This is a genomic window from Salifodinibacter halophilus (genome assembly GCA_012999515.1).
Classification (GTDB): Bacteria; Pseudomonadota; Gammaproteobacteria; order Nevskiales; family Salinisphaeraceae; genus Salifodinibacter; species Salifodinibacter halophilus.
Window position 1 is genome coordinate 1 of the sequence record JABEEB010000882.1, and the last position, 229, is coordinate 229.

Annotated in this window: 1 protein-coding gene; it reads right to left on the minus strand. The window is 68.6% G+C overall.

Annotation, left to right across the window (positions count from 1 at the left end; genetic code table 11):
* Positions 1–229, minus strand: a 229-nt coding sequence (locus tag HKX41_14070) for an aspartate--tRNA ligase (protein NNC25260.1), incomplete at both ends; no start/stop codon positions are given.

Here is a 229-nt window from a genome sequence, read left to right on the forward strand (position 1 = left end):
GCGATCTGGTAGTAGCGGTCGAAGCCGGCCACCATCAGGATCTGCTTGAACAACTGCGGCGACTGCGGCAGCGCGTAGAACTCGCCCGGGTGCATGCGCGCCGGGACCAGGAAGTCGCGCGCGCCTTCCGGCGTGGCCTTGGTCAGGATCGGGGTTTCGATGTCCTGGAAGCCGCGCGCGTCCAGCCAGCGGCGCAGCGACTGCACCAGGCGGATGCGGGTGCGCATCA